The organism is Cellulomonas sp. RIT-PI-Y, from assembly GCF_025642745.1.
Classification (GTDB): domain Bacteria; phylum Actinomycetota; class Actinomycetes; order Actinomycetales; family Cellulomonadaceae; genus Cellulomonas.
Genome location: NZ_JANZKP010000001.1, coordinates 80192 through 101708, shown reverse-complemented (window position 1 = coordinate 101708; position 21517 = coordinate 80192). Strand labels below are relative to the sequence as shown.

The following is a 21517-nucleotide window of genomic DNA, read 5'->3' as shown; positions in this document are numbered from 1 at the left end:
TCATCGATAGCGTCTCAGCTACTCATCGATAGCGGTCCGACTACCTGCCCCCGGGGTCGGAAACCCCTGAAAACGGTGCTTCCGACCCCGGGGGTTCTTCCGCGCCCCGAGTTCGGCGTCCAGGCTGAGGACATGCCGACAGACCACCGGGCGGGACTCTCCCGCGGATCGCAGTGCCAGACGGTCGGATCCCGTCGGGCCTGATCGGCGATCGGTCGGCCGGGCCCCGCGCGTTGAGAACCCCCTTGCCAGCGCGCGGGTCCGGCCGATCGTTACCCCCAGGGCGCACGACGGAAACCTTCCGCCCGACCGGGCATGCCAGAATTCTTCACATGTCCACCACCACTCCGGGCACCAGCGTGCCCGCGGCGCCGCGCAACGCGCTCGACCGCTTCTTCAAGATCACCGAGCGCGGCTCGTCCATCGGGGCCGAGGTCCGCGGTGGTCTGGTGACCTTCTTCGCGATGAGCTACATCATCGTGCTGAACCCGCTCATCATCGGGACGGCGCAGGACGGCACCGGTCAGTTCCTCGGCGGCGGCGACGGCCCGAACCTGGCGATGGTCGCGGCGACCACGGCGCTGGTGGCCGGTCTGATGTCGATCCTGATGGGTGTGGTGGCGAACTTCCCGCTGGCGCTGGCCGCGGGACTGGGGCTGAACGCCGCGGTGGCGTTCTCGATCGCCGCGCTGCCGGACATGACCTGGGCCGACGCGATGGGCATCGTGGTCCTGGAGGGCATCCTGATCCTGATCCTGGTGCTCACCGGGTTCCGGCAGGCGGTGTTCCAGGCGGTGCCGATGGAGCTCAAGACCGCGATCAGCGTGGGGATCGGCCTGTTCGTCGCGTTCGTCGGTCTGGTGAACGCCGGCCTGGTCCGGATCCCCGCCAGCCAGTCGACCCCGGTGGAGCTCGGCATCGGCGGGTCGCTGGGCGCCTGGCCGCTGCTGGTCTTCCTGGTGGGCGTCTTCCTCGCGGTCATCCTGATGACCCGCCGGGTCAAGGGCGCGATCCTGATCGCGATCGTCAGCTCCACGGTCCTGGCGGTGATCGTCGAGGCGATCACGCACGTGGGAGCGCGGACCGCGGACAACGCCGGTGGCTGGTCGCTGAACGTGCCCGCCCTGCCGGACGCCGTCGTGGCGGCACCGGACTTCGCGTTGCTGGGCCAGTTCTCCCTGTTCGGGTCGATCAGCAAGATCGGCGTCGTCGCCGTGGTCCTGCTGGTGTTCTCCCTGATGGTCGCCGACTTCTTCGACACCATGGGCACGATGGTCGCGGTCGGCGGTGAGGCCGGTCTGCTGGACACGAACGGCAACCCGCCGCGCACCAAGCAGATCCTGATCGTCGACTCGGTGGCCGCGATCGCCGGTGGTGCGGGCTCGGTCTCCTCCAACACCTCCTACGTCGAGTCCTCCGCCGGCGTCGGCGACGGCGCGCGCACCGGTCTGGCCTCGGTGGTCACCGGCGTGGCCTTCCTGCTGGCGACCTTCCTGTCCCCGCTGATCGAGATGGTGCCGTCGGAGGCCGCCACCCCGGCGCTGGTCGTGGTGGGCTTCCTGATGTTCCAGCAGATCACCGGGATCGACTGGAAGAACTTCGAGGTCGCGATCCCGGCGTTCCTGACCGTGATCCTGATGCCGTTCGCCTACTCGATCACCGTGGGCATCGGCGCGGGCGTGGTGTCCTTCGTGGTGCTGAAGATCGCGGTGGGCAAGATCCGGAAGGTGCACCCGATGATGTGGGTCGCCACCGTGCTGTTCGCGATCTACTTCCTCACCGAGCCGATCAAGGGTCTGCTGGGCCTCTGACCGGCCGCGAGGCGGTAGGTTCGTCGGACCCCTCCAGCACGAAGGACTTGTGATGCGCATCTCCGTCATCGGCTGCGGCTACCTGGGCGCCGTGCACGCGGCGAGCATGGCCACACTCGGTCACACCGTCGTCGGCGTCGACGTCGACGCGAAGAAGGTCGAGCGGCTCGCCGCGGGCGCCGCCCCGTTCTACGAGCCGGGCCTGCCGGAGCTGCTGGACGGCCTGCGCGGCAGCGAGCGGCTGACCTTCACGACGGAGCTGTCCCGGGTCGCGGGGGCGGCGGTGCACTTCCTGTGCGTCGGCACCCCGCAGAAGGACGGCGAGTTCCGTGCCGACCTGTCCTACGTGGAGTCGTCCTTCGAGGCGTTGCTCCCGCACCTGAACCCGGGCGACCTGGTGGTCGGCAAGTCGACCGTGCCGGTGGGCACCGCCGAGGAGCTGGCCGCCCGGCTCGAGGGCACCGGCGTCACGCTGGTCTGGAACCCGGAGTTCCTGCGTGAGGGCTTCGCGGTGCAGGACACCCTGCACCCGGACCGGCTGGTCTACGGGCTGCCGACCCATGCCGACGGCAGTCCGACCGAGGAGGGCGAACGTGCCGCGCGCATCCTGGACGAGGTCTACGCCGCGCCGTTGTCCGAGGGCGCCCCGCTGGTGATCACCGACTACCCCACGGCCCAGCTGGTCAAGGTGGCCGCCAACTCCTTCCTGGCCACCAAGATCTCGTTCATCAACGCGATGGCGGAGCTGTGCGAGGCGACCGGTGCGGACGTCACCCGGCTCGCGGACGCGATCGGCCACGACGTGCGGATCGGGCGCAAGTTCCTCAACGCCGGACTGGGCTTCGGCGGCGGCTGCCTGCCCAAGGACATCCGCGCGTTCATGGCCCGGGCCGGTGAGCTCGGTGTGGATCAGGCACTGTCCTTCCTCAAGGAGGTCGACGCGATCAACATGCGGCGGCGGGTCCGGATGGTCGACCTGGCCCGTGAGGTGTGCGGCGGCTCGATCGTCGGGCGGCGGATCGCGGTGCTGGGTGCCGCCTTCAAGCCCAACTCCGACGACATCCGCGACTCGCCGGCGCTGTCCGTGGCCGGGCAGATGCAGCTGCAGGGCGCGCACGTCACGGTGACCGACCCGCAGGCGATCGACAACGCCCGGGCCGCGTGGCCGGGGCTGCACTACGCCGCCACGGTGGCCGAGGCGGTCCGGGACGCGGACGTGGTGCTGCTGGCGACCGAGTGGGATGACTACCGCGAGCTGGACCCGGACTCGATCGCCGATCTGGTCGGGCAGAAGCACATCCTGGACGGCCGCAACGTCCTGGAGCCGACCCGCTGGCGGAACGCCGGCTGGACCTACCGGGCGCTCGGCCGCCCCTGAGCCACCCTCGTGCGCACCCCCGGACCGCTGGACGGTCCGGGGGTGCGTCGCGTGACGGATCTCGCATGTCGTGAGCGAAGGTAATGACCTAAGCTAAGGACCGTGCCTGAACCCACGCCCGCCCAGTGTCGTCCCGGCGCGCTGGCCGGTGAGCTGCGCGGTGCGATCGGCGTCACCCATCGCCGGATCCGCAACCGCCGGGGTGCCGCCGATCTGCCGGACGCGCAGTTCACCGTGCTGGCGGTGCTGCTCCGCGAGGGCCCGATGACCCCCGGCGCCCTGGCCGACCGCGAGCACGTCCAGCCGCCCACCATGACCCGGACGGTCAACGCCCTGGTCGAGCTCGGCTTCGTGACCAAGGAGCCGCACCCGACCGACGGTCGCCTGGTGCTGGTGCGGCCCACCGCCGCCGGGGAGTCCGAGGTGCGCGAGACCCGCCGCCGTCGCGACGACTGGCTGGCACAGCAACTGAAGAACCTCACCGCAGATGAGCGGTCGACGCTGGCCGAGGCAGCCGTGCTGCTCCGCCGGATCGCGGCCGCAGGATGAGCCGCCGATGAACTCCACCTTCGCCTCCCTCCGATTCCCCAACTACCGCCTCTGGTTCGCGGGCGCCCTGGTCGCCAACGTCGGCACCTGGATGCAGCGCGTCGCCCAGGACTGGTTGGTGTTGACCGATCTGTCCGACGACTCCGGACTCGCGGTCGGCATCACCACCGCCCTGCAGTTCGCGCCGACCCTGCTGCTGTCCGCGTGGGCCGGTCTGCTCGCCGACCGGGTCAACCGGCGCAAGCTGCTGATCGCCAGCCAGATCGCCCAGGGCGCGCTGGCGCTCGGCCTCGGCGCCCTGGTGCTGTCCGGCCACGCGCAGCTGTGGCAGGTGTACCTGTTCGCGCTAGCCCTGGGCTGCGTCGCCGCGATCGACCAGCCGGTCCGGCAGACCTTCGTCGCCGAGCTGGTCCCCGCGGGCAAGCTGTCCAACGCGGTCGGCCTGAACAGCGCCTCGTTCAACGCCGCGCGCCTGATCGGTCCCGGCCTGGCCGGGTTGCTGATCGCGGCCTTCGGCTCCGGCTGGGCCTTCGTGATCAACGGTGCGACCTTCGCGGCGACCATCCTGGCGCTGACCCGGATGAAGACCGACCAGCTCTACCCGATGCCCGCCGCCCCCCGGGCCAAGGGGCAGATCCGGGAGGGCGTCCGGTACGTCCGGCACCGCACGGACATCCTGGTGATCATGGTGGTGATCGGCGTGGTGTCGACCTTCGGCCTGAACTTCCAGATGACCAGCGCGATGATGGCGCGATCCGAGTTCGGCAAGGGCGCGGGGGAGTACGGCATCCTCGGTTCGATCATGGCGATCGGGTCGCTGGCCGGGGCATTGCTCGCCGCCCGGCGGGAGCGCCCGCGCGTCCGGCTGGTGATCGGTGCGGCCTTCGGCTTCGGCCTCGCGACCGGGGTGCAGGCGTTGATGCCGACCTACACCTCGTACGCCATCGCCGCGATCCCGGTCGGACTGGCGTCGTTGACGATGCTCACCGCCGCGAACACCACGATCCAGATGTCCACGGATCCGGCGGTCCGGGGCCGGGTGATGTCGCTCTACATGATCGTGATGCTCGGCGCGACGCCGATCGGCGCACCCATCGTCGGGTGGATAGGCGAGCAGTTCGGTGCCCGGTGGTCGATCGGCATCGGGTCGATCACCGCGCTGCTGGTCGCCGCGCTCGCGGGCCTGTGGGCCAAGAAGCGCTGGCAGGTGGAGGTGCACTACCGGGTGCGGAGCCGCCCGCATCTGCAGGTGGTCTATCCGCGCCGGGGTGCGGACCGGGTCGCCGCGCAGGAGATCGCGGACGCCAGCGCGACCTGATCGCGCGGGTGAATCCGTGCGGTGACCCCCCGCGGTTGCTGTCCGGAATGTCAGGATTGTCCGATGACCCTCCGCCGACGCGTGCTGCTGAGCGGGGCGGTGCTGCTCGGCCTCGTCCTGGTGCTCGGGGTGTGGTGGGGCGTCCGGGTGGCCCAGGCGGCGAGCGCCCTGCAACGGCTCTCCGACGTGACGCAGCCGGTGCTGGACGCCCTGCCCGCCGGGGACACCGAGGTATTGACCGAGCAGCTGCCCGCGCTCCGGACCGCCGCCGCCGAGGCCCGGTCCGCGACCGAGGATCCGATCGTGCGGGCCTCGGGGCATCTGCCCTGGCTCGGCGACGACGTGCGAGCGGTGGCCGCGGTGGCGCGGGCCGCCGACGAGCTCGCCGGAGCGCCTGCCCAGGCGCTGATCGATCTGAGTGCCGCGACGGACGGGGACGCGGCCGGGTCCGAGGACTCGGGCCTCGATCTCTCGGCGCTGGTCGCGGCGGCCCCCGCCGTCGCCGAGGCGTCCGACACCCTGCTCGCGCTGCGCTCCGACCTGGAGGGCGTCGATCCGGAGCGGCTGATCGGGCCGGTGCGCACCGGCGTCGACCGGCTGTCCCCGCTGCTGGCCGCCGACCCCACGCAGCTGCGCACGGCCGCGGACCTCGCCGCCCGGCTGCCCGAGCTGCTCGCGTCCGGCGGCGAACGTCGGTATCTGCTGTTGGCGATGAACCCCGCCGAGCTGCGTACCCAGGGCGGCATCGTCGGATCGGTGGTGGTGCTCACGGTCCGGGACGGCGTCCTGACCCTGACCGACCAGCGCGGCACCGCCGACCTGCCCGAACTGGACACTCCCGCGCTGCCGCTCACCGAGCAGGAGACCGCGCTGTACGGCGATCGGCTCGGCCGGTGGATCCAGGACGTGGTGCTCAGCCCCGACTTCCCCCGTGCCGCGCAGCTGGCGGCCGCGTACTGGGAGCAGGTCGTCGGCGACAGGGTCGACGGGGTGCTGGCCACCGACCCGGTCGCCCTCACGGCCGTGCTGGCCGCCGCCGGCGGCTCGGTGACCGTCGACGGCCGGCAGGTGAGTCCGGACGAGTTGATCGGTCTGCTCCTGCGCGAGGCGTACCTGGCCTACGGCGACCCGAGGGACGGTGACGCCTTCTACGCCCGCACCGCTGCGGCGGCCTTCACTGCCCTGACCGGGGTGATGGGCGACCCCGCCGCGCTGACCGCCACCGCCGGGGCACTGGCCGACCAGGTGGACGCCGGCCGGTTCCGGCTGTGGTCCGCGGACCCGGCGGATCAACGCGCGCTGGCCGGGACGCCGCTGGCCGCCGACTTCCTGTCCGGGGCCGACCAGGGCGCGGCGGTCGGCGTGTTCCTGGACGACACCACCGCCGGGAAGCTGGGCGCAGACCTCGAGGTGCGGGTCTCCGCCGAGATCGCCGGGTGCACGGAGCCGGTGCCGACCGCCCGGATCACCGTCCGGCTGGAGTACCGCCCGCCGGCCGACATCGCGGACTATCCGGAGCAGGTGCTCGGTGACGGCGGTGCCGGCGTCCCGGCGGGCTGGATCGCCACCAACCTGTCGGTGTACTCGGCGCGCCACGGGTCGGCGGGGACCATGACCCGCGATGGCAGTCCGATCGGCGGGGAGCGGGCCTCGACCGACGGCCGCACCGTGCACACGGTGACCTCGCGTCTGGCGCCGGACGGGTCGCAGGAATACGTGATCGAGGTCCCCGCCCCCGGGGGGACCCTCGACCTGCACACCACGCCGACCGTGGACGCCCCCGGACGGCTGACCGCGGACTGCGCGCGATAGCACCCATCTCACCCGCTCGACGTCGCGGTGACGGCGTGGGAGAGGCGTACAGTCGGTGAGAGAAATGTCCGATTTGTCTGAATCAGCGAACCCGGCGACGCCGCCGGAGACGAGGAGGGGGCTCCATGTCGCACCGTCGGATCACCTCGATGATCGCCGCACTGCTCACCACGGGGCTGCTGCTGGTCGCCCCCGCTTTCGTCCAGACCGCCTCCGCCGCGCCGGCCGATCCCGTCGCCGTCGACACCACCGCCTGCGCCCAGCCCATCGACGGCTACGCGCCCAGCGGGGCGTGTCAGCTCCTGGTGCAACAGGCGCAGTCCGCCTGCGTCGGTGGTGCGCCGACCCTGCAGTACGCGGTCGAGCCGGAGGGCAGCCCGGACACCTCCGTCACGATCACCTGGCAGAACCCGACCGGCGCGGAGGTGGTCGAGACCGGACTGCCGCTGTCCGGCAGCGTGCTGTGGCCGGGCACCGTGATCGAGGACGGGGCGGTCGTGGACTGGCCGGGCTGGACCCGGCAGCCGGACGGCAGTTTCACCGAGGGTGACGAGTACGACTGGGTGCGGCCCAGCGTGACCCTGTTGTTCGAGGTCAACCCGAGTGCGACCGAGGTCGTGGTGTATCCGCCCGAGTCGGCGAGCTGCTCCAACCCGGAGCTGATCCTGGGCGCCTCCGGCGGGGTCGATGCCACGCTGCCCGCCACCCCGGTGATCGACCAGCCGACCTATCGCAGCGGCGTGCTCGCCGCGGGGGACTCCACCGCGGTCAGGGAGGTCACCCAGGCCGCGCACCGGGCGGCCTTCCGCTCCGGCGTCCTCGCGGCCACCGGCGTGGACCCCTCGCCCGAACTGCGCGCCGCCGGTCTCCTGCTGGGGGCCGGGGTGCTCACGCTGATCGCGGTCCGGCTGCTCGCTCGCCGACGGACGCGGGTCGAGGACTGACGCTCAGACCAGCTGCTCGACCACGTGGTCGATGCAGGCGGTCAGGGCCAGCACGTCCTCGGGGTCGACCGCGGGGAACATCGCCACCCGCAGCTGGTTGCGACCCAGCTTGCGGTAGGGCTCCACGTCCACGATCCCGTGTGCCCGCAGGGTCTTCGCGACCGTGGCGGCCTCGATCTCCGGACGGAAGTCGATGGTGCCCACCACGGGGGAGCGGTGCTCCGGGTCGCGGACGAACGGCGTGGTCCAGTCCCGGGCCTCCGCCCAGCTGTACAGGTGTCCTGCGGAGGTCGCGGTCCGGGCGGCGCACCAGTCGAGGCCCCCGTTCGCGAGCATCCAGTCGATCTGCTCGGCCAGCAGGACCAGGGTCGCCAGCGCCGGGGTGTTCAGGGTCTGGTCGGCGCGGGAGTTGGTCACCGCCGCGGTGAGCGACAGGAACTCCGGCACCCAGTGGTCGGACCGGGACTCGACCCGCGCCGCACGTTCGACCGCGGCGGGGGACAGCGCCGCGAGCCAGAGCCCGCCGTCGCCGCCGAACGACTTCTGCGGCGCGAAGTAGTACGCATCGGTGTGGGCGACGTCCACCGCCATCCCCCCGGCCGCCGAGGTCGCGTCCACCAGCACCAGCGCGTCGTCGTAGTCGTGCGCGCGCCGGACCGGGGCCACGGCTCCGGTCGAGGTCTCGTTCTGCGCCCAGGCATAGACGTCCACGCCCTCGGCGGCGGCCGGCACGCCCGCGGTGCCCACCGGCAGCTCGGTCACCACCGGGTCGGCCAGGAACGGGGCACGCCGCACCGCACCGGCGAACTTCGCCCCGAACTCGCCGAAGGTGGCGTGCGCGGACCGCTGGTCCACCAGGCAGGCCACGGCGACCTCCCAGAACGCCGAGCTGCCCCCGTTGCCCAGGACGACCTCGTACCCGTCCGGCAGGGCGAACAGCTCCGCGAGCCCGGCCCGCACCCGGTGCACCACCGTCCTGACCGGCGCCTGGCGGTGCGACGTGCCCAGCAGGGTCCGCCCGGCGTCCGCCAGCGCCTGCACCTGCGCGTCGCGCACCTTGGCCGGCCCGGAGCCGAACCGGCCGTCCCGGGGCAGCAGCTCGGCGGGGATCTGCGGGAGGGTGTCGCGGCGCACGGTCACACGCCGACCCTACTCACACCGCCGCATCCACTGGACGGACCAACTAGCCTGTGGACGGACGACTGCGCAGCGCGGGCATGACAGGAAGGCACGGGCGTGAGTGACCTGATCGATACCACCGAGATGTACCTCAAGACGATCTACGAGCTGTCCGAGGAGGGCATCACCCCGCTGCGGGCCCGGATCGCCGAGCGTCTCGGCCACAGCGGGCCGACGGTCTCCCAGACCGTGGCCCGGATGGAGCGGGACGGTCTGGTCATCGTGTCCGGGGACCGGCACCTGGAGCTGACCGACGCCGGGGCGCACAAGGCCACCCAGGTGATGCGCAAGCACCGCCTGGCCGAGCGGCTGCTGACCGACGTGGTCAAGCTCGACTGGCAGTTCGTGCACGAGGAGGCCTGCCGCTGGGAGCACGTGATGAGCGAGCGGGTGGAGCAACGGCTCGCCGATCTGCTCGGCCATCCGACCTTCGACCCCTACGGGAACCCGATCCCCGGCCTGCCCGAGATCGGCGAGCCCGCCGCCCCGGTGACCTTCCTGGAGGGCGTGGACTCGGTGGTGCACCTGATCGAGCGCTCGGACGGCACGATCACCGGCACGCTGTCCCGGCTCGGTGAGCCGCTGCAGACCGACGTCGAGCTGCTCGGGCGGATGGCCGACCTCGGCCTGCTGCCCGGACACGAGGTGACCGCCACCCGGGGCCGTGGGGTCATCACCCTGGGGACGCCGGGCGCCGACGCGGTGCTGGACCTGCCCGACGACATCGCCCGGCACGTGTTCCTCGCCACGGCCTGACGTTCACCCGAACGTGTGCCGCACCGCGGTGCGGGTCCCTGACCTGCGCCGCGGTGCTGTCGTGTCAGGGGTGCACCGACGCTCTCCGCGACAGGGGAGGAAACGGACCGTGACCGGAACGTGACAATCGCCGCGGGGGTCGGGTACGGTCAGTCCTGCTCGTCGGAACCCTCCTCTGTACGAGCCCCCGGATGGCCAGCCGAACCCTGCCATCGTCCGGGGTCCACTACATCGCCGGCAGGGGCGGGGGAACCAACTTCGGGCGCCATGGTGCGTCCTTGGGGTGAAGCCGCGAGCAGCGTCCGTCAGGGCGGTTCTCGCGGCCGGACATCTCCAGTCCGAACCCGACAGCTCACCTCGTAGGCACAAGGAGAGGCTGTACGTGACCGCTGTTGCTGCACGCGCCCGGCACCGTTCCGCGCGTCGCCCCGTCACCCCCCTGACCGAGCTGACCGGCACCCTCGCCGGCGCCGGCCGCCGCACCGCCGTCGTCGCGGCGTCGTCCGGCCTGATGGTCTCGATGATCGCCGTGCCGGCCACCGCCGCGCCGTCGAGCAACGACACCGCCCTCGGTTCGGTCGACACCACGAACCTGACCGCCTCGGCGCGGGCCGTGCTCGACACCGCCCCCCAGGTGACCGCCCCGGCCGACGCCGCGTGGACCTTCGAGGCCCCCGCCGTCACCGCCGTGGTGCCGGAGCCGGAGCCCGAGCCGGAGCCCGTGGTCACCTCGACCTCGCGTTCCTCGGTCCGGACCGAGACCGCCACCGCCGAGACCGAGGTCGCCGCCGCCGCGGTGCCGCAGTCGGTCGCCGGCAACGCGGTGCTCGAGGTCGCCGCCCGCTACGTCGGCACGCCGTACGTCTCCGGTGGCACCACCCCGGACGGCTTCGACTGCTCCGGCTTCGTGTCCTACGTCTACGCGCAGCTCGGCATCAGCCTCCCGCGGACCTCCTCCGCGATCAAGGCTGCCGGCACCGTGATCTCCGCCGCCGAGGCCCAGCCCGGCGACCTGATCTGGAGCCCGGGGCACATTGCGATCTACGCCGGTGGCAACCAGCAGATCGACTCCCCGCGTCCGGGCAAGACCGTGCAGTTCCGTGCGATCTGGCAGAGCGACCCGGTCTTCATCCGGATCGGCTGACCCGCCCGACCCGAACGGCCCCCGCACCCCACGGTGCGGGGGCCGTCGTCGTCTCCGCCCCGGCGACACCGGGAAAATGACCGGGTGCGTGCCCACGGCGTGCGCGTACGCTGATCGCGCAGTCTCCCCAGCGGACCCGCCAGCCAGGCGGGCCCTCGCTCGCAAGGAGTTCGCCGTGCTTCAGTCCGCCCCCGCTCGGACCCTGCTGCTCAATGCCAGTCACGAGCCGCTGTGCGTGGTCAGCCTGCCGCGCGCCGTCACCCTCGTGCTGTCCGGCAAGGCCGTGGTCCTGGAGACCACCGGCCTGGTCCTGCACTCCGAGCACGCCGCCGTGCTGCTGCCCGCGGTGCTCTGCCTCACCCGGTACGTGCACGTCCCGCACCGGCGCCCGACACCCCCGACCCGGCGTACGGTCCTGCAGCGCGACGACCACCGCTGCGCCTACTGCGGGCTGCGCGCCGACACCGTCGACCACGTGCAGCCCCGCTCGCGCGGCGGACGGCACGAGTGGGAGAACGTGGTGGCCGCCTGCCGTCGGTGCAACCATCGCAAGGCCGATCACCTGCTGCACGAGATCGGCTGGGAGCTCACCGTCCAGCCCCGGCCGCCGCGTGGGGCTGCCGCTTTCCTGCGGGGCACTCTCGCCCAGGACCCGACCTGGACGGCCTATCTGGCGGCGTGAGCCCGCTCGCGCCACGCCCGGGTCAAGAAATCTCCACGGAACACCCCGAGGAGGGTGCGCCGGAGGCCATCTCGGCGCACACTTGGGTCGTCCCTGCGAGGAGGTCGAGAACCATGAAGCGTGACGCGGAGATCCTGGTCGGCGTGGACGGGTCGGCGGCGAGCATGCACGCCCTGGACTGGGCGGCCGCCGAGGCCACGGTGCGCGGTCGAGGACTGCACGTGGTCTGTTCGTACACCCTGCCGTCCTTCGCGGCCGCCTCGCTGGACGGCGGCTACGCCGCCCTGGACGACACCGCGATCCAGGAGGGTGCGCGTGCCGTGCTGGCGGAGGCGGGTCAGCGGGTCGCGGAGCACGGCCTCCAGGTGACCACCACCGTCGCCACCGGAGACGCCGCCGCGGTTCTGGTCGAGCTGTCCCGGGAGGCCTCGCTGGCCGTCGTCGGCACCCGCGGCAAGGGCGGGTTCGCCGACCGGCTGCTCGGCACCGTCTCCAGCACCCTGCCCGCCCACGCCTACTGCCCGACCGTGGTGGTCCCGCTGCGCGACGCGCGCCGCGGCGGTGCCGTGCCGGTGGACGACTCGGTTCCGGTCGTGCGGCCCGTGCGCCGGATCGTGGTCGGGGTCGACGGGTCGCCGCAGGCCGACCTCGCGCTGCGCCAGGCGATCGAGGAGTCGGTGTCCTGGGGTGCGGAGCTGACCGCGGTCGCCGGGGTGCCGGTGGGTGCCGGCGCCGGCGTGATGGCCTGGCTGCCGGCGGCGGTGGACCAGACCCAGGTGCTCGCGGACGTGACCGAGGGCCTGAACGTGGTCGTCGACCGGGCGCTGGGCGACTACCCGGGGGTGAACGTCCGGCGGCACGTGCTGGACGGCACCGGCGCGGAGCTGCTCACCGAGTTCTCCACCGCGACCGACCTGCTCGTGGTCGGGTCGCGGGGCCGCGGCGGTTTCACCGGACTGCTGCTCGGCTCCACCAGCCAGGCGGTGCTGCACCACGCTGCCTGCCCGGTCATGGTGGTCACCAACCGCTGCCAGGACGCCTCGGCCGCCGGGGAGGGCGCGACCGCCACCGCCTGATCGACCCGTCGTCCGACCAGAATCCCGCCCGACCAGGTCATCGCCTGGTCAGTCGGCGGGCAGGTCCGGGCGGCGCAGCAGTGCGGAGAGCACCACGGTCGACCGGGTGCGCACCACGAAGGGTTCCGCCGCGAACCGCTCCACCACCTGCTCCAGGTGCCGCATGTCCCGGGTGCGGACCTGCACGACCAGATCCACGTCCCCGGTCACCGTGCTCGCGGCCACCACCTCCGGATAGCTCTCCACCGCGGTCCGCATGGTCGCCGGGGACGTCGAGCCCTGGCAGAAGAGCTCGATGAAGGCCTCGGTCTGCCAGCCCAGGGCCACCGGATCCAGCCGCACGGTGAAGCCGCGGATCACCCCCTGGTCCCGCAACCGGTCGACGCGGCGCTTCACCGCCGGAGCGGAGAGCGACACCGTGGCACCCAGGTCGGCGTAGGAGGACCGGGCGTCCGCGGCGAGCGCGCGCAGGATCTCCTGGTCGATGGCGTCCAGGGCGGGCGGGTGCTCCATGGCGGCATCCTGCCACCGTGGGGAGCGGGGCCTACCACCGGCAGCGGCGGGGTCGGTTCCGTGATGCGCGGTGGTCGCGGATCCCTTACGTTCACCCATCCGGGTGCCGATGAGAGGGGCACACCCGTCGGAGGAGGAGAGCCGGATGACCAGCACCGAGCCCCGCGCCCGGCTGCGTACGGACGATCTCCCGGGCAACACGGTGACCACGGGACGGGCCGTGCCCGCCCCGCCCCGCCGTCGCGACCGGCGACCGGCCATCGCGCTCGGCGCCGTCCTGCCGGTGCTGGCACTCGTCGCCGGCATCGCGGTCAAACTGGACCACGACGCCGGTGAGCTCGCGCTCCGGCAGGCCGCGCACGACCGCGCCGTGGCGCTGGCGGCGGACCACGCGACCGATCAGGCCTTCCAGGACCGGACCCGGCTCGCCGCCATGGTGGCGACCGGCGACGACCTGCGCGCCGCGACGCTGGCCGAGGCACAGGCCGCAGCCGATCAGGCGCGCACGCTCGCGGTGGCGGCGGACCACGCCGGTGCGGAGAACCTCGCCGCGTTGCAGGCCGCCGCCCAGACCCTGGACGACTCGCTGGCCAGGCTCGGCTCCGGTGCCAGCCCCGCCACGGTCCGCGCCGACCAGATCGTGGCGGTCCAGGCCGGACGGACCGTCCAGCAGGCCGAGGACGCCTGGCAGCAGGCCGAACAGGACCGGCTGGCCGCCGAACAGGCAGCCCGCGAGGCCGAGGCCGCCCGGCAACGCACCGTGTCCGCCCCGCGCGTCTCGTCCGCCGCGCCCGCCGCTGCCTCCTCCGCCGGGACCTCCTGGGCGGCCGGCGTGCAGTCCTACGGCATCGGTGGCCTGGGCGCCACGCTGAACCAGCGCCGGGCCGACGCCGGGTTGAACACGCTGACCGTGGTCGGCTCGTCCTCCCTGGCCGACCACGCCGCGGCGATGGCCGCCGCGGGCAGCATCTGGCACTCCGGCCACGACCACATCGTCGGATGGGTCGAGCCCGTCAGCGACGGCTACATGATCCAGGCCTACCTGGACTCCCCGCCGCACCGCGCCTGGATCCTCAAGGAGGGGATCAGCCAGGTCGCGATCGGCGCGGTGACGATCAACGGGATCCTCTACACCGCGATGGTCTTCTCCTGAGCACGTGACGTCCGGAGGACGGCGGGCGGGGTCGGCGATGACCGTCCAGCCGATCGGCCCGACCGTCCTGGGCCTAGCGCAGCACCTGGGTCAGCCGGTCCAGCGCCAGGTCCAGGTCCTCGGCCTCGATCACCAGCGGTGGTGCCAGCCGGATCGTCGACCCGTGGGTGTCCTTGGCCAGCACGCCGACGTCCAGGAGCCGTTCGCACAGCCGTCGTCCGGTGCCCCAGGCGGGGTCGACGTCGAGCCCCGCCCACAGCCCGACCCCGCGGCTCGCGGTGAGCAGGCCGCCCTGGACCAGAGTGCGCAGGCGACCGTGCAGGTGTTCGCCGAGCACCTGCGCGCGGCGCTGCGGTTCACCGGTGGCCAGCAGCTCGATCACCGCGAGTCCGACCGCGCAGGCGAGCGGGTTCCCGCCGAAGGTCGAGCCGTGGGTGCCCGCGGTGAGCACGCCCAGCACGTCGGGCCGGCCGACCACGGCGGACACCGGGAGCACGCCACCGCCGAGTGCCTTGCCCAGGGAGACCAGGTCGGCACGCACCCCCCACAGCTCCAGCGCGAAGGTGGTGCCGGTGCGACCGAGCCCGGACTGCACCTCGTCGGCGATCAGCAGGGTGCCGGTGGCGTCGCAGAGCGCGCGGACCTGTGGCCAGTAGTCCTCGGGCGGCATCACCACGCCCTGCTCGCCCTGGATCGGCTCCAGCAGCACCGCGACGGTGGTGTCGTCCACCGCGGCGCGCAGGGCCTCGACGTCGCCGAAGGGCACCACCCGGAAGCCGGGGGTGAACGGGCCGAACCCGTCCCGGGCCTCGGGATCGGTGCTGAAGGACACGATGGTGGTGGTCCGGCCGTGGAAGTTGCCCGCGGCCACCACGATGGTGCCCCGGTCCTCGGGGACGCCGCGCCGGTGTCCCCACTTGCGCGCGGTCTTGATCGCGGTCTCGACCGCCTCCGCCCCCGTGTTCATCGGCAGGACCATCGGGGCGTCGTCGCCGGCGACCGCGGGCCGGGCCAGCTCGGAGAGCGCATCGGCGAACGGACGCAGCAGGTCGTGGTCGAAGGCCCGCGAGGACAGGGTCAGCCGGTCGAGCTGACGGTGTGCCGCGGCGGACAGCGCCGGATGCCGGTGTCCGAAGTTGAGCGCGGAGTACCCGGCGAGCAGGTCCAGGTAGGGCCGTCCGTCGGTGTCCCGTACCCAGGCGCCCTCGCCGCTGGTCAGGGTGACCGGCAGCGGGTGGTAGTTGTGCGCCAGGGTGTCGGTCATGCGGTCCGGATCTCCAGCGTGCAGCACTTCGCGCCGCCGCCGCCCTTGAGCAGCTCGGAGGTGTCGACCGGGATCGGCTCGAACCCGCGCTCGGTGAGCTGGGCCGCCAGGTCGGTGGCGCCCGGTGCGACGACGACGTGCAGGCCGTCGGAGACCGCGTTCAGGCCGAGGCAGACCGCGTCCTGCTCGGAGGCGATCACCGCGTCCGGGAACCGGCGCTCCAGCTCCGCGCGGGAGATGTCGGAGAACGCGGGCGGGTAGTACGCGACCAGCGGCGCGGCCGGGTCGGAGCTGAGCACGGTCAGCGCGGTGTCCAGGTGGTAGTAGTGCGGGTCGACCAGCTCCATGCTGACGACCTCACGGCCGGTGACCCGGGCGATCTCGCCGTGCGAGGACCGGTCGGTGCGGAAGCCGGTGCCGGCCAGCAGCACGTCGCCGACCATCAGGATGTCGCCCTCGCCCTCGTTGACCTCGACGGCGGTGTGGGTGACGAAGCCGTGGTCCGCGAACCACTTCTCGTAGGCGGGGCCCTCGGGCTGGCGCTCCGGGTAGCGGAAGTTGGCGGAGTAGACGATGCCGTCGACCACGGTGGCGCCGTTGGCGGCGTAGACCATGTCCGGCAGGCCGGGGATCGGGTCGATCAGGTCGACGGTGTGTCCCAGCTCGACGTAGAGGTCGCGCAGCACGCGCCACTGCCGCACGGCCAGGTCCGGGTCGGTGTGCCGGGTGGAGTCCATCCACGGGTTGATCTCGTAGGAGACCGTGTAGTGCGTGGGCTCGCACATCAGGTAGCGGCGCTGGCTCGACTGCGGCGTGGTGGCCATGGGACTCCTCGGGAGGTGCGGGTGGACCGGAGCCACGTCGCTGGGGCTGGGATCGAGGGTACGAGGCGATCGGCGCAACATTCGGCAAGCAGTCTTGCGTGCGAGCGGAGAACTGTTGCGTGAGATGAGCGGCTAGCGGCGAATCGTTGCGTCATGCCCAATCCGGCGCAGGGCCCACGTCAGCATCGCGTGCAACCCGATCGCGCCCAGCCACTCGGTGAGCACCGGCGGCAGGCCGCGCAGGTGCACCGCCTCCGACCAGCAGACCCGGGACTCCTCCGGGCCTTCGGTCGTCACCACGATCCGCGCCGTGCCGCCCAGCAGCGGTCCGATCTTCACGAACACCGCCGTGCCCGGCACCGCGTCCAACGGCGGCTCGTAGCGCTCGATCCGCATGCGGTCCACCAGTCCGCGGCCGCCGCGGCGCGCCCCGGGACCGGACACCGCCACGACCAGGTCGCCGGAGCGCGGGGTGTCGTCCGGGTCGCACCAGGACCAGCCGGGCAGCGGGCCAGGCGCGGGCGCCGACGGATCCTCCCGGGCCAGGCCGACCCGGGTCAGGGGCACCCATCGCGCGTGGTGCCGGGCATCGGCGACCAGGTCCCAGGCCTGGCGCGGAGGCAGGGGCAGGGTGCGTTCCACCCAGGCGGTCGGTGCGTGGCGGCGGTTGCGGCTGAACACGGGGACTCCTCGCGGAATCGGTACGGTACACGGATCCGGCTCGATTCTGGCCGGTCAGGATGCGCTCCGCCCCGGCGACCCGCCGAGGGTTAACCTGCCCGTCATGCAGACAACGACGTGGGGCAGGGCCGGGCGCGTGACCAGCGCCGTCGGTCTCGGGTGCTGGCAGCTGGGCGCCGACTGGGGCGAGGTCGACCCGGAGGACGCGCTGGCGGTGCTCGCCGCCGCGGTCGACGCCGGAGTGACGTTCCTGGACACCGCGGACGTCTACGGCGACGGGCGCAGCGAGCGGATGATCGGCCGGTTCCTGGCCGAGCACACCGCGCCGCGTCCGACCATCGCCACCAAGATGGGCCGCCGGGCCGACCCGCACACCGCCGAGGCCTATACGGTGGACGCGTTCCGGCGCTGGACCGACCGCTCCCGGGAGAACCTCGGCCTGGACACCCTCGACCTGGTGCAGCTGCACTGCCCGCCGACCGAGGTCCTCGGCCGGGAGGCCACCTACGACGCACTGGACACCCTGGTGCAGGAGGGCCGTACCGCGGGCTACGGCGTGTCGGTCGAGACCGTGGACGAGGCGCTCACCGCCATCGCCCGCCCCGGGGTCGTGAGCGTCCAGATCATCGTGAACGTGTTCCGCCGCAAGCCGTTGGAGCGGGTGCTGCCCGCCGCGGCCGAGGCCGGGGTCGCGATCATCGCCCGGGTGCCGCTGGCGAGCGGGCTGCTGTCCGGGCGCTACGACGAGCACACCACCTTCGCGGCCACCGATCACCGGACCTTCAACCGGAACGGGGAGGCGTTCGACGTCGGCGAGACCTTCGCCGGGGTGCCCTTCGGCGTCGGGGTCGAGGCGGCCCGCGAGGTCGCCGCGCTCACGCCCGAGGGCGAGACCACCGCGCAGTTCGCGTTGCGGTGGGTGCTCGACCAGCCCGGGGTGTCCACGGTGATCCCCGGCGCCCGTTCACCCGAGCAGGCCCGGGCGAACGCCGCGGTCGGGGAACTGCCGTCGCTCACCGGTGAGCAGCAGGCCGCCCTGGAGCGGATCTACGACCAGCGGATCCGCGCGCACGTGCACGACCGCTGGTAGGCGTCACTCGGTGGCGATCAGCAACGGCTCCTCGCCGGTCTCCACCACCCGGACCGGTGCCGTGAAACTCAGCGGTGCCGGTCCGAACGCCTCCCGTGCGCCGTCGATGACGGTCCGGCCCAGTCCCCGCGCCCCGGCGACCCCGACCACCGCGCCGATGCCGAACGGCACCAGTCGTCCGGCCGCCAGCCCGCTGTGCTTGGCCAGTTGCCGCCGGACCAGGCGCCGGGTCAGCCGGTTGTTCACCCGGGCGATCGTGCCGGTGGGCATCCGGGTCAGCAGGGCCTGCCCCACCCGGACGCCGCGCAGCCCGGTCATCGCCCCGGACTCCACCACGGCCTTCGCCCCGGACTCGCCGAGCATGGTGGCCAGCAGCAGGGCGCGGCGCCGATCGGCGTCCTGGACCTCGATCCCGTGCACGCTGGCGACCGCCAGGCTGAACGCCGCCGAGGCGGCGAAGAAGGTGCCGACGTCCGCCGCGGTCAGGGTGAGCGCGAGCCCGGTCCCGACAGCCGGTGCGGCGGCCGCCGCACCGACCGCGCCGCCGGAGCCCTGCACGACCAGCAGGTACTCCTTCTCCAGCAGAGCGATCAGCTCGGCCGGGGTGACGTGCGGGTTCCGGCGCCGGAGTTGTTCGACGTGTGCGTGCACCGCTGCGGAGGGCAGCGTCACCGCGCGGGCGAGTGCGGCGTCCAGCAGCCGGCTCATGACGGCACGACGTCCAGCGTGATCGAAGCCCCCGCCTTGAGGGTCCGCCCCACCGTGCAGTGCTCGTCGACCGCCCGGTGCACCACCCGCAGCAGGCGTTCCTTGGCCGCGTCGTCCAGTCCGGACAGGTCCACGACCAGTCGCTCGTGCAGGTCGGGGTACCGGTCCTCGGTCGGGTGTCCCGCGCCCTCGACCTCCACGGTCACCGCGACGTCGTCGCCGAGCCGGTGCGCGATCGCGTGATCCGAGCTCATGCCGGAACACCCGGCCAGCGCGATCTTGAGCAGCTCGCCCGGGGTGAACACGGCGCCGGCCTCCACCGGACCGATCGCCACCTCCGCGCCGCGGCTGTTGCGACCGGTGTAGGTGCGGGTGCCCGTGCGCTCGACCCAGAGCCGGGTCCCGGCCGCGTTCGCGGGGGTCACGGACTGTGCGTTCTCCATCCCGGCATCTTCGCACTACTCCGCACGAGCGGCTCGGAGTGCGGTCCACGCGACGCTGATTACTGTGATCCGTCTGACGCGACGCACCAGGGGGCGCTGCATGAACGTCGTGGGTGACACCCATCTCCCGGTCGAGGAGGGCCGGATCGACGAGGCCGCCGAGGTCGTGCGTGTCCTGGACCGGGTGCGCGAACACCTGGGCATGGACATCGCGTTCCTGTCGGCGTTCACCGTCGGCACGCAGCTGGTGGTCGCGACCAGTGAGCGCACCGGCCCGATGGACGTGATCGCCGGGGACAGTCGCGACCTCGCGGACACCTACTGCCTGCGGGTGGCCCACGGCGAACTGCCCGCGGCCATCCCCGCGGCCCGGCGCCACCCGGTCACCCGGGACCTGCCGGTCACCGCCGATCTCGGCATCGGCGCGTACATCGGTGCGCCGCTCCGGGGTCCCGACGGTCGGCCGGTGGGCATGCTCTGCTGCCTCAACCGCGGCGAGAACCCGATGCTCGACGCCGACGCGGTCAACGTGATGAAGCTCGCCGCGGCACTGGTCGAGGACCGGGTCGGCGTGTTCGGCCTCCCGCACCCGGTCGCGGCGGTGGAGCGCGTGCAGCAGATCCGGCGGATCATCGACCGGCAGGACGTCCGGATGGCGCTGCAGCCCATCGTCCGGCTGGGCACCCGTGGGGTCGTCGCGGTCGAGGCGCTGGCCCGGTTCGACCAGCAGTGGTTCCCCAACCCGTCGACCGCCTTCGCCGCGGCGGCCTCGGGCGGGCACGGCGTCGACCTGGAGCTGCTCGCCGCCCGGGCCGCCCTGTCCCGGCTCGACCACATCCCGGAGGACGCCTGGCTCGGCATCAACCTGTCCGCCGACGCCCTGCTCGACCCCCGCGCCGCCGAGCTGCTGCTCCCGCACGGCCCCCGGGTCGGCGTCGAGATCACCGAACACGCCCCGGTCGCCGACTACGAGCCGCTGGTCGCGGTCACCGATCGGCTCAAGCACGCCGGAGTGCACGTCGTGGTCGACGACGCGGGCGCCGGGTTCGCCAGCCTCAAGCACGTCCTGCGGCTGCGGCCCACCGCGATCAAGCTCGACATCGAGCTGATCCGGGACATCGACACCGACCCGGTGCGTCAGGCACTGGTGCGGTCGGTGGAGCAGTTCTCCGGGGCGCTCGCCGCCTGGCTGGTCGCCGAGGGGGTGGAGTCGGAGACCGAGCGGCAGACCCTGCTGGATCTGGGGGTGACCTACGGGCAGGGGTATCTGTTCGGGAAGCCGGCGTGGGAGCTGTCCGGGGTGTGAGGACCGGCGCGTGACCGTCGCCGTGGCAGTCGGGCCTCACCTGGACCGCTCGGCCCGGCGACGCGCGCGATGGCGCTCGACCTTGTCCCGGTTGCCGCAGGTGCCGGGCCGGCAGAAGCGGCGCGGCGCGCCCCGCTTGTCGTCGAGGAACAGCGCGGTGCACCGGTGGCACTCGCGCAGCGTGGCCAGCGCCCCGCTCCCGACTACATGCACGACGCGGTGGTGTCGGCCTTCCTCCAGCACAGCGTGCTGGCCCCGATGTCCGACGAGGTGCTGGACCTGTACCTCGCGCCGTGGCGGGGGCCGGACGGCGCACACCGCTTCTACGAGCAGATCCGCCGGTCGACCAGGGCGCCGCTCGACGCGATCCAGGACCGGCTCGACCGGCTCCCGGTCCGCCCGGACGTCGTGTGGGGTGCGCACGACCGGCACATCCCGCTCGGACAGGGCCGGGAGCTCGCGCGACGGCTCGGGGCGGCGAGCTTCACCCCGATCGACCGGGCCGCGCACCTGGTTCCCGAAGATGCGCCGGAGGACGTGGTCGGCCTGGTCCTCACGCACGCGCGCGCCACCGTCTGATCGGCGATCGTCGGGAGACCGGCTCAGCTTGTATCGTGGGGCCCGCGTTCACGTAGGGTCGGCGGTGTCCGTCATCGGTCTGCCGGCGCTCGCGTAGGGTCGACCGCGCGCGGAGCCGGTCCCACGCGCCTGTAGCTCAGGGGATAGAGCACCGCTCTCCTAAAGCGGGTGTCGGCAGTTCGAATCTGCCCAGGCGCACACGAGGGCGTCACGACCGACGGGTGGTCGTGACGGATGAGGGGGCCGCGTGCGGTCCCGGTCGGGTGGCAGCGGCGACCCGGTCGAGCGCGACGCGCCGTGTGGCGGC

21 protein-coding genes, 1 tRNA gene and 1 riboswitch are annotated in these 21517 nt (G+C 72.9%); of the genes, 15 read left to right on the top strand and 7 right to left on the bottom strand.

Going from position 1 to position 21517, the window contains the following annotated elements; genetic code table 11:
* The first annotated feature begins 332 nt into the window (after positions 1-332).
* The 6 genes from OGL89_RS00480 (at position 333) to OGL89_RS00455 (ending at position 7812) form a co-directional block, all read left to right on the top strand.
* A complete protein-coding gene (locus OGL89_RS00480; protein ID WP_263117829.1) occupies positions 333-1811 on the top strand; it encodes an NCS2 family permease in 1479 nt (492 codons plus the stop codon).
* 52 nt (positions 1812-1863) lie between these two features.
* Complete coding sequence (locus OGL89_RS00475) at positions 1864-3189, top strand: UDP-glucose/GDP-mannose dehydrogenase family protein (RefSeq protein WP_263117828.1); 1326 nt, start codon at positions 1864-1866, stop codon at positions 3187-3189.
* Between the two features lie 102 nt (positions 3190-3291).
* Positions 3292-3738 carry a MarR family transcriptional regulator gene (locus OGL89_RS00470; RefSeq protein ID WP_263117827.1) on the top strand — a complete coding sequence of 149 codons (447 nt, stop codon included), beginning with the start codon at positions 3292-3294 and terminating at the stop codon, positions 3736-3738.
* A 7-nt stretch (positions 3739-3745) separates the two neighbouring features.
* A complete protein-coding gene (locus tag OGL89_RS00465; protein WP_263117826.1) occupies positions 3746-5056 on the top strand; it encodes an MFS transporter in 1311 nt (436 codons plus the stop codon).
* A gap of 63 nt (positions 5057-5119) precedes the next feature.
* Entirely contained in the window at positions 5120-6868 is a 1749-nt protein-coding gene (locus OGL89_RS00460) for a DUF4012 domain-containing protein (protein ID WP_263117825.1), read from the top strand.
* Between the two features lie 125 nt (positions 6869-6993).
* Positions 6994-7812 (top strand): peptidase, encoded by an 819-nt coding sequence (locus tag OGL89_RS00455; RefSeq protein WP_263117823.1) that lies wholly within the window; start codon positions 6994-6996, stop codon positions 7810-7812.
* Positions 7813-7815: 3 nt separating this feature from the next.
* Here the strand turns inward: OGL89_RS00455 and serC are convergent, their stop codons facing one another.
* Entirely contained in the window at positions 7816-8952 is a 1137-nt protein-coding gene (gene serC / locus OGL89_RS00450; protein ID WP_263117822.1) for a phosphoserine transaminase, read from the bottom strand.
* Between the two features lie 96 nt (positions 8953-9048).
* Here serC and OGL89_RS00445 point away from each other — a divergent pair, with 96 nt between their 5' ends.
* From OGL89_RS00445 to OGL89_RS00430, 4 genes are all read left to right on the top strand, one after another.
* Entirely contained in the window at positions 9049-9747 is a 699-nt protein-coding gene (locus OGL89_RS00445; RefSeq protein ID WP_263117821.1) for a metal-dependent transcriptional regulator, read from the top strand.
* A 187-nt stretch (positions 9748-9934) separates the two neighbouring features.
* Positions 9935-10127: riboswitch (cyclic di-AMP (ydaO/yuaA leader) on the top strand.
* A gap of 2 nt (positions 10128-10129) precedes the next feature.
* Positions 10130-10891, top strand: coding sequence for a C40 family peptidase (locus OGL89_RS00440; protein WP_263117820.1), 762 nt, complete (start codon positions 10130-10132; stop codon positions 10889-10891).
* Between the two features lie 175 nt (positions 10892-11066).
* A complete protein-coding gene (locus OGL89_RS00435; RefSeq protein ID WP_263117818.1) occupies positions 11067-11573 on the top strand; it encodes an HNH endonuclease in 507 nt (168 codons plus the stop codon).
* Between the two features lie 113 nt (positions 11574-11686).
* Positions 11687-12649, top strand: coding sequence for a universal stress protein (locus tag OGL89_RS00430; protein ID WP_263117817.1), 963 nt, complete (start codon positions 11687-11689; stop codon positions 12647-12649).
* Positions 12650-12697: 48 nt separating this feature from the next.
* On the opposite strand, the gene OGL89_RS00425 is transcribed toward OGL89_RS00430, so the two are convergent.
* Positions 12698-13162, bottom strand: a complete 465-nt coding sequence (locus OGL89_RS00425) for an Lrp/AsnC family transcriptional regulator (protein ID WP_263117816.1) — start codon at positions 13160-13162, stop codon at positions 12698-12700.
* A 145-nt stretch (positions 13163-13307) separates the two neighbouring features.
* Here OGL89_RS00425 and OGL89_RS00420 point away from each other — a divergent pair, with 145 nt between their 5' ends.
* Entirely contained in the window at positions 13308-14315 is a 1008-nt protein-coding gene (locus OGL89_RS00420; RefSeq protein WP_263117815.1) for a hypothetical protein, read from the top strand.
* Between the two features lie 73 nt (positions 14316-14388).
* Here the strand turns inward: OGL89_RS00420 and rocD are convergent, their stop codons facing one another.
* The 3 genes from rocD to OGL89_RS00405 form a co-directional block, all read right to left on the bottom strand.
* Positions 14389-15579 carry an ornithine--oxo-acid transaminase gene (rocD, locus tag OGL89_RS00415; RefSeq protein ID WP_263117814.1) on the bottom strand — a complete coding sequence of 397 codons (1191 nt, stop codon included), beginning with the start codon at positions 15577-15579 and terminating at the stop codon, positions 14389-14391.
* The gene (gene ddaH / locus OGL89_RS00410; RefSeq protein WP_263117813.1) at positions 15576-16403 is read right to left on the bottom strand and encodes a dimethylargininase; all 828 of its coding nucleotides are present in this window, start codon (positions 16401-16403) and stop codon (positions 15576-15578) included. Before ddaH ends, rocD begins: the two co-directional genes overlap by 4 nt.
* A 132-nt stretch (positions 16404-16535) precedes the next feature.
* Positions 16536-17084, bottom strand: coding sequence for a hypothetical protein (locus OGL89_RS00405; RefSeq protein WP_263117812.1), 549 nt, complete (start codon positions 17082-17084; stop codon positions 16536-16538).
* Between the two features lie 103 nt (positions 17085-17187).
* Between OGL89_RS00405 and OGL89_RS00400 the strand changes: the two genes are divergently transcribed.
* On the top strand, positions 17188-18174 hold the full coding sequence (locus tag OGL89_RS00400) for an aldo/keto reductase (RefSeq protein WP_263117811.1): 987 nt from the start codon (positions 17188-17190) through the stop codon (positions 18172-18174).
* A 3-nt stretch (positions 18175-18177) separates the two neighbouring features.
* On the opposite strand, the gene OGL89_RS00395 is transcribed toward OGL89_RS00400, so the two are convergent.
* Both OGL89_RS00395 and OGL89_RS00390 read right to left on the bottom strand, forming a co-directional pair.
* Positions 18178-18882, bottom strand: a complete 705-nt coding sequence (locus tag OGL89_RS00395; protein WP_263117810.1) for a hypothetical protein — start codon at positions 18880-18882, stop codon at positions 18178-18180.
* Positions 18879-19325 (bottom strand): OsmC family protein, encoded by a 447-nt coding sequence (locus OGL89_RS00390; protein WP_263117809.1) that lies wholly within the window; start codon positions 19323-19325, stop codon positions 18879-18881. Before OGL89_RS00390 ends, OGL89_RS00395 begins: the two co-directional genes overlap by 4 nt.
* A gap of 100 nt (positions 19326-19425) precedes the next feature.
* Here OGL89_RS00390 and OGL89_RS00385 point away from each other — a divergent pair, with 100 nt between their 5' ends.
* From OGL89_RS00385 to OGL89_RS00375, 3 genes are all read left to right on the top strand, one after another.
* Positions 19426-20631: an EAL domain-containing protein gene (locus OGL89_RS00385; RefSeq protein WP_263117807.1), complete on the top strand. Its 1206-nt coding sequence runs from the start codon at positions 19426-19428 to the stop codon at positions 20629-20631.
* A gap of 165 nt (positions 20632-20796) precedes the next feature.
* On the top strand, positions 20797-21210 hold the full coding sequence (locus OGL89_RS00380; protein ID WP_263117806.1) for an alpha/beta hydrolase: 414 nt from the start codon (positions 20797-20799) through the stop codon (positions 21208-21210).
* Positions 21211-21335: 125 nt separating this feature from the next.
* A tRNA-Arg gene (locus OGL89_RS00375) sits at positions 21336-21408 on the top strand.
* Positions 21409-21517: the final 109 nt, after the last annotated feature.